At 72.9% G+C, this 7,157-nt stretch carries 6 protein-coding genes; 4 read left to right on the top strand and 2 right to left on the bottom strand.

Going from position 1 to position 7,157, the window contains the following annotated elements; translation table 11 throughout:
- Positions 1-159: 159 nt before the first annotated feature.
- Positions 160-1,437, top strand: a complete 1,278-nt coding sequence (locus tag ACFW2E_RS37285) for an SWF or SNF family helicase (RefSeq protein ID WP_384473596.1) — start codon at positions 160-162, stop codon at positions 1,435-1,437.
- A 211-nt stretch (positions 1,438-1,648) separates the two neighbouring features.
- A complete protein-coding gene (locus tag ACFW2E_RS37280; RefSeq protein ID WP_384473593.1) occupies positions 1,649-2,992 on the top strand; it encodes an esterase-like activity of phytase family protein in 1,344 nt (447 codons plus the stop codon).
- 8 nt (positions 2,993-3,000) lie between these two features.
- On the opposite strand, the gene ACFW2E_RS37275 is transcribed toward ACFW2E_RS37280, so the two are convergent.
- Positions 3,001-3,399 (bottom strand): hypothetical protein, encoded by a 399-nt coding sequence (locus ACFW2E_RS37275; RefSeq protein ID WP_384473590.1) that lies wholly within the window; start codon positions 3,397-3,399, stop codon positions 3,001-3,003.
- Positions 3,400-3,583: 184 nt separating this feature from the next.
- Entirely contained in the window at positions 3,584-4,750 is a 1,167-nt protein-coding gene (gene xylA / locus ACFW2E_RS37270; protein ID WP_384473587.1) for a xylose isomerase, read from the bottom strand.
- Between the two features lie 178 nt (positions 4,751-4,928).
- On the opposite strand from xylA, the gene xylB reads away from it, so the two are divergent.
- Together xylB and ACFW2E_RS37260 are read left to right on the top strand one after the other, a co-directional pair.
- Entirely contained in the window at positions 4,929-6,374 is a 1,446-nt protein-coding gene (gene xylB, locus ACFW2E_RS37265) for a xylulokinase (protein ID WP_384473585.1), read from the top strand.
- 69 nt (positions 6,375-6,443) lie between these two features.
- Positions 6,444-7,157, top strand: a 714-nt coding sequence (locus tag ACFW2E_RS37260; protein ID WP_384473582.1) for an ROK family protein, incomplete at its 3' end; no start/stop codon positions are given.

Below are 7,157 nucleotides of genomic sequence, written 5' to 3'. Positions count from 1 at the left end.
CGGGCTTATCGCCGTGGGCCGGGTCGAGGACCGCATCGGGGTCGTGCTCAGCCGCAAACGGGAACGGGCGGGGGCGGTGCTCGGTTCCGGGGAGGCGGCGCTCACGGAACTGACGGACGCGGAACTGGCCGATCTGGTGCAACTGGGCGGGGAGGCGCGATGAGCCGGTACGACAACGACATGGAACGCACGTTTCCCGCTCTGCCGCCCACGCACGGGCGGGGCTTCGCGCAGACGTGGTGGGGCCGGGCCTGGCTGCGGGCCCTGGAGGACACGGCGCTGGACGCGGCACAGGTCAAGGCCGGACGCAGGCTCGCGCGCGCGGGCGCGGTGGGCGCGGTGTCGGTGCGCCCGGGCCGGGTGACTGCGGTGGTGCGGGAGCCGGGCCGCGCGGCGCAGCGGGCCGACGTCCTGCTGCCGGAACTGTCACAGGAGCAGTGGGCCCGATTCCTGGACCTGGCCATCGGGCGTTCCGGGCACGTCGCGGCGCTGCTCGACCGGGAACTGCCCCCTCACCTGGTCGAGGACGCGGCGGCCGAGGGGATCGAGCTCCTGCCGGGCCTGGGCGACCTGGAGCCGGAGTGCGGCTGCGACGCCTGGGACCATTGCGGACACACGGCCGCGCTCTGCCATCAGGTGGCACGGCTGCTGGACGAGGATCCGTTCGTCCTGCTGCTGATGCGGGGTCGCGGGAGGAGCGCCTTCTTCGACGCCCTGCAGAGGCGCGGTGCCTCCCCGGTCGAGCCGGGAGCCGTACCGAACGGTGTCGATGCCGCGGAGGCCTGGGCGGGCGGGGACATCCTGCCCCGGTTGCCCGAGCTGCCGGGCGTTCCAGAGGCGCCCGGCGCACCGCCGTCCCTGGACGCGGAGACACCACCCGTCCCCGGAGCCGACCCGTCGGCCCTGGAATACCTGGCCGCGCGGACCGCCGTGGAGGCGCACCGGCTGCTGGCGGAGGCCCTGCGCGCGGAGCCGGAACCTGCGGTGGCCGAAGTCGGGTTGACGCGGGCCCAAGATGCGGTGCGCCTTGCCGCGGGCGACCCCGAAGGGGCCGTCGCGGAGCGGCTGGCCGACGGTTCCGGGCGTGGCCGGAACGGGCTCGCGACGGCCGTGCGCGCCTGGCGCCATGGTGGTGCGGCCGCTCTGTCCGTGCTCGACGAACCGTGGCAGGTGTCGGGCGAATGCCTCGTACGCGCGCGTGCCGCCCTCGATGCGGCATGGGACGAGGACGACCGGCCGTCACTGCGGGCGTCGGACAACCGGTGGACCGTCCCTGGAAAGGGAATTCAGCTGCGCCTGGGACGGGACGGCCGCTGGTGGCCGTACATCGAGGAGCACGGATTGTGGACGCCGGCGGGAGGCCCGGCGCACGATCCTGCGGCGGCCCTGGCGACGGCCCGGCTCGCACTCGAGGACGAACCGTCCGAGGACGTCTGACACGCGCGCACGAACGGTGGGCGGGGCGCGGCCCGGGGAGGCCCGCCCGAGGAAGTCCCCCAGTCCGTCGCGACCCTGACGGTGGTTCACTGACACGAATTCCGCATGACCGACGAGTGGACGACCTCCTCCGTTCACCCGTGGGTCGCACGGTGTTCCACCGGGGAGCCAAATCTGGCCGCTGTCAACGAACTTGCTTTCAGGAGGACCGATGTCCCCGCACGCCCCCGGCCGGCGCCGCGTCAACCGATCCGTCGCGACAGGTCTGCCCCTTGCCCTCGCGGCAGCCCTCGTGGCCGCCGGTACGGCCGCGGCGGCACCGTCCGGGAACTCCGCGCGCGTCGTCCGCACGGCGACGCTCGGGAACATTCCGCTGGGCGCCTTCAGCAACGCGCTGGTGCCCGGCAGTGTGGACAACGACCGGGGGGTGGACCTCGGCGGCATCGGCAGCGACATCTACCCGGCGGGGCGCAAGGGCGAGTACTGGACGGTCACCGATCGCGGGCCCAACGGCCAGATCAAGGTGGACGGCAAGAAGCGCCGCACGTTCCCCGTACCGGGCTTCGACCCGACCATCGTGAAGATCCGCGTCTTTGGTGACCGTGTCGAGGTGATCGACGCGATTCCGCTGACCACGTCGTCCGGCAAGGCCGTCACCGGGCTGCCCGACCAGCAGGGACGCGACGAGGCGCCGTACTCCTACGACGCGAGGACGGCGCTGTCGTACAACCCGAACGGTCTGGACACCGAGGGCATCGTGCGGGCGGCGGACGGGAGCTTCTGGCTCGTCGACGAGTACGGCCCGTCGCTGATCCACGTCTCCGCGCGCGGGAAGGTGCTCGCGCGTTACGTGCCCAAGGGGCTGAACCTGACGGGAACCGACTATCCGGTGGTGGAGGCCCTGCCCTCGATCCTGCTGCACCGGAAGATCAACCGCGGGTTCGAGGGACTGGCCCAGCTGCCCTGCGGTGACCTGGTGATGGCCCTGCAAAGCCCGCTCTCCCTGCCGGACGGGGACGCCGGCGATGCCTCGCGCACCACGCGTCTGCTGCGCTTCTCGGCCGAGAAAAAGGCCGTCACCGCCGAGTACGCGTACCGGTTCGACCCTGTGAACGTGGTCGACCCGAGCGAGGACGACACGTCCGAGCTGAAGATCTCGTCGGTGGTCGCCGTGGGCGGCGACCGGCTGCTCGTGGAGGAGCGCACCGACAAGGCGGCCCGGCTGCAACTGGTCAAGCTCGGGCACAAGGCGGACATCCTCGGTGGTCCCTGGGACGACGACACCACGTCCCCGTCGCTGGAGCAGCTGGAGGACCCGGCGGCCGCGGGTGTCCCGGTGCTCGCCAAGCGCCTCGTCGTGGACCTGGGCGCGGTGAGCGGTGTACCGGGGAAGATCGAGGGCATCACGCGCGTGGACCACGACACGCTCGCCCTCATCAACGACAACGACTTCGGGATGACGGACGGCACCGGCGCCTTCGACGCGCAGGGCCGCCTGGTCGACAGCGGCGTCGAGACGACGGTGACGTACGTCCGGCTGCCCAAGGGCGTCTAGCCACCGGGTCAGGGAAGTTCGTCCACGAGGGACGGCAGGATCGATTCGAGACCGCTCGGCACTTCGGAGGGGAACTGCGAGGGCAGTCCGCTCGGCAGCTTCGACGGCAGTCCGCCGGGCAGGCTGAAGGAGGGCCGGGGAGGGCCGCTCGTGCTCGCGCCGCTCCCCGCGGGCGGCTTCCTGTCCGGCGAGCCGTCCCCGCCGGAGGCCATCAGCACGACCGCGGCGAAGGCCGCAGCGGAGACGAGCACGGCCAGCAGGGCGAACAGCGGGCCCCGACGCCGTCTCGAGGGTTCGCTCCCAGCGACCACGGCCGGTGGGCCGTAGCCTCCGGACGGCGGTCCGAAGCCATCATGCGGAGCCGGGGTGTCGTCGGGCGGATACGGCGGTACGGGCGGCATGGCCATACCGTCAAGAGTCGCCTCTTATCGGGCATGGCGCGACCCCCGCGCGGAAGTTGACACGGACTCACGCCATGGGTGGCATGATTCCTGAGCATTCCGTGCGGGGGTCACCCGCTCACGCGCACATCGAGCGAGGCACGCGCGTACGGGACGGTGGTGAGCCCGCACACCGCACGCGCGCGTGCGTTCAGCCACGCGCCCCCAGCAGGTGGTCCATGGCCAGCTGGTCGAGCTGCTCGAAGGCCATCCCGCGCGCGGCGGCCGCCTCCGCATCGAAGTCCTCGAAGGCCGTACGGTCGGCGAGCAGCTCCTGCAGACCGTCCGCCGCGGTGGGCTGGGCCAGCTGGTCGAGCCGCGAGGCGCGCAGCGCAGCCTGGACCTCCGGGGCGGCACGGAAGGCGGCCGAACGCTCCTTCAGGATGAGGTAGTTGCGCATGCAGCCGGCCGCCGATGCCCATACCCCGCCGAAGTCCTCGGTCCGCGGCGGCTTGAAGTCGAAGTGCCGGGGACCGTCGTAACCGGCGCTCTCCAGGAGGTCGACGAGCCAGAAGGCGGACCGCAGGTCACCGGCGCCGAAGCGCAGGTCCTGGTCGTACTTGATGCCGGACTGGCCGTTGAGGTCGATGTGGAAGAGCTTGCCCGCCCACAGGGCCTGCGCGATGCCGTGCGGGAAGTTCAGCCCCGCCATCTGCTCGTGGCCGACCTCGGGGTTGACGCCGTACAGCTCGGGCCGCTCCAGACGCTCGATGAACGCGAGGGCGTGGCCGACGGTGGGCAGCAGGATGTCGCCGCGCGGCTCGTTCGGCTTGGGCTCGATGGCGAAGCGCAGGTCGTAGCCCTGGGAGGTGACGTACTCCCCGAGGAGGTCGAAGGCCTCCTTCATGCGGTCGAGGGCGACGCGTACGTCCTTGGCGGCGCCGGACTCGGCACCCTCGCGGCCACCCCAGGCCACGTACGTCTTCGCGCCGAGCTCCGCCGCCAGGTCGATGTTGCGGATGGTCTTGCGCAGGGCGTAGCGGCGCACGTCGCGGTCGTTGGCGGTGAACGCGCCGTCCTTGAACACCGGGTGGGTGAAGAGGTTCGTCGTGGCCATCGGCACGGTCAGACCGGTCGCGTCCAGGGCCTGGCGGAAGCGCTTGATGTGCGACTCGCGTTCGGCGTCGGAGGACCCGAAGGGGATCAGGTCGTCGTCGTGGAAGGTCACACCGTACGCACCGAGTTCCGCCAGGCGCTGCACCGTCTCGACCGGGTCGAGGGCACGCCGTGTGGCGTCGCCGAACGGGTCCCTTCCCTGCCAGCCGACGGTCCACAGGCCGAAGGTGAACCTGTCCTCGGGGGTGGGCTGGTAGCTCATGCCGTGACTCCTTGCTTGCTTCGACTATTTCGTCATGGCCGTTTACAAATTAGTATGCGGTCGCGTCTCTGGGAAGAGACAAGATGTCCTCGAAGGGGTGACGTACGGGTCGCCACTGCCTGGGCATACCGGAAAACACCAGGTCAGAGCCCGCGAGCCGCGGGAAAGGGAGTGCCCGATGTCAGCAGCCGAGGGTCCGCTCGTCGTCGGCGTGGACACGTCCACCCAGTCCACCAAGGCGCTGGTCGTCGACGCGTCGACCGGCGAGGTCGTGGCGAGCGGCCAGGCACCGCACACCGTCACCTCCGGCGCCGGCCGGGAGAGCGACCCGCGCCAGTGGTGGGACGCGCTGTGCGAGGCGCTGCGCCAGTGCGGTGACGCGGCGCGCGAGGCGGCCGCGGTGTCGATCGGCGGCCAGCAGCACGGTCTGGTCACCCTCGACGCCCAGGGCGAGCCGGTCCGGCCCGCCCTGCTGTGGAACGACGTGCGCTCGGCCCCCCAGGCCCGCCGTCTGGTGGAGGAGCTGGGCGGCCCCAAGAGCTGGGCCGAACGCACGGGCAGCGTGCCCGGAGCCTCCTTCACGGTCACGAAGTGGGCCTGGCTCGCCGAGAACGAGCCGGACGCCGTCCGCGCCACCACGGCCGTACGGCTCCCCCACGACTACCTCACCGAGCGGCTGACCGGTCAGGGCACCACCGACCGCGGCGACGCCTCCGGCACCGGCTGGTGGGCGTCCGGGACCGAGTCGTACGACGAGGAGATCCTCCGGCACGTGGGGCTCGACCCCGCGCTGCTTCCCCGGGTCGTGCGACCGGGTGAGGTGGCCGGAACGGTGCGCGACAGCCACGACCTGCCGTTCTCCAAGGGCACCCTGGTCGCACCGGGGACCGGCGACAACGCGGCGGCGGCCCTGGGCCTCGGGCTGCGGCCGGGCACTCCGGTGCTGAGCCTCGGCACGTCGGGCACGGTGTACGCCGTCTCCAAGCGCCGCCCGGCCGACCCGACCGGCACCGTCGCGGGCTTCGCCGACGCCCACGGAGACTGGCTCCCGCTGGCCTGCACCCTGAACTGCACACTCGCCGTCGACCGCGTCGCGGCGCTGCTGGGTCTGGACCGCGAGGCCGTCGAGCCCGGCACCTCGGTCACCCTCCTGCCGTACCTGGACGGCGAGCGCACCCCGAACCTGCCGAACGCCGCCGGTCTGCTGCACGGGCTGCGCCACGACACGACGGGCGGGCAGATCCTGCAGGCCGCGTACGACGGAGCGGTCCACTCGCTGCTCGGCGCGCTGGACCTGGTGCTCGACGAGGACGCGGACCGGAGCACACCGCTGCTGCTGATCGGCGGCGGGGCCCGCGGCACGGCCTGGCAGCAGACCGTGCGGCGGTTGTCGGGGCGGCCGGTGCAGGTGCCCGAGGCCAAGGAGCTGGTCGCGCTCGGTGCGGCCGCGCAGGCGGCCGGACTGCTGACCGGCGAGGACCCGGCCGCGGTCGCCCGCCGCTGGGACACGGCCGCCGGGCCGGTGCTGGAGGCCGCGGAGCGGGACGAGGAGACACTGGCCAGGATCGCCAAGGTACTCTCCGACGCGGCCCCGCTGCTGGAGCGGGGGACGGCCGCCCTCTGACCGACGCCCGCTGACGGAGCCCGGCGGGGGACGCCTGTCGGGGACACGGACCAAGGACTGACGGAGGCAATGACCGCACCGCTGCACGAGGCCCGCCCGGCCGGTTCCGGCCGCGCCCTGCCGGACACCCAGCAGGGCATGCGCCGCCGCAATCTCGCACGGGTGATGCACACCGTCAGCGCCGAGGGGCCGCTCTCGCGTGCCGCGGTCGCCTCGCGCATCGGTCTGACGCGCGCGGCGGTGTCGACCCTCGTGGACGAGCTGATCCGCACGGGGCTCCTGGAGGAGCTGGGTCCAGAGCGGCCCGGCCGGGTGGGTCGCCCGGGATCGGCGCTCGCGGTCAGCGGACACGGTCCGGCCGGGATCGGGGCGGAGATCGGGGTCGACCATCTCGCGGTGTGCGCGGTCGATCTGCGTGGCGAGATCCGCGCGCGGGCGGTGCGGCACGGCACGAACCGGGGCCGCGCTGCCGGACCGGTGATCCGGGAGCTCACGGCGCTGATACATCGGGTGGTCGCCGAGGCGGAGCAGGTGGGGCTGTGGCCTGCCGGGCTCGCCGTCGCCGTACCGGGTCTGGTGGCGCGCGACGCCCGCACGGTCGTACGCGCCCCGAACCTCGACTGGAACGACACGGACCTCGGCGCCCTGCTGTCCGTCGGCGTCCCGCTGACCGTGGACAACGAGGCCAATTTCGGTGCCCGGCGCCGCGCGCGGGGGGGGGGGGGGGGCCCCCCCGCCGGGCAGACGCGCGGGGGCGGGGGAGGCGCGCGCGGGCGCGGGCGG

This window comes from Streptomyces sp. NPDC058964, assembly GCF_042741275.1.
In the GTDB taxonomy this organism is placed as follows: Bacteria; Actinomycetota; Actinomycetes; order Streptomycetales; family Streptomycetaceae; genus Streptomyces.
The sequence above is the reverse complement of the archived record's forward strand: the minus strand, read 5'-3'. Positions and strand labels throughout refer to the sequence as shown.

What these genes read in the sequence shown, in the direction of transcription:
- ACFW2E_RS37285 (WP_384473596.1), top strand. Translation starts at nt 160, where the DNA reads ATGAGCCGGTACGACAACGACATGGAACGCACGTTTCCCGCTCTGCCG.
- ACFW2E_RS37280 (WP_384473593.1), top strand. Translation starts at nt 1,649, where the DNA reads ATGTCCCCGCACGCCCCCGGCCGGCGCCGCGTCAACCGATCCGTCGCG.
- ACFW2E_RS37275 (WP_384473590.1), bottom strand. Translation starts at nt 3,399, where the DNA reads ATGGCCATGCCGCCCGTACCGCCGTATCCGCCCGACGACACCCCGGCT.
- xylA (WP_384473587.1), bottom strand. Translation starts at nt 4,750, where the DNA reads ATGAGCTACCAGCCCACCCCCGAGGACAGGTTCACCTTCGGCCTGTGG.
- xylB (WP_384473585.1), top strand. Translation starts at nt 4,929, where the DNA reads ATGTCAGCAGCCGAGGGTCCGCTCGTCGTCGGCGTGGACACGTCCACC.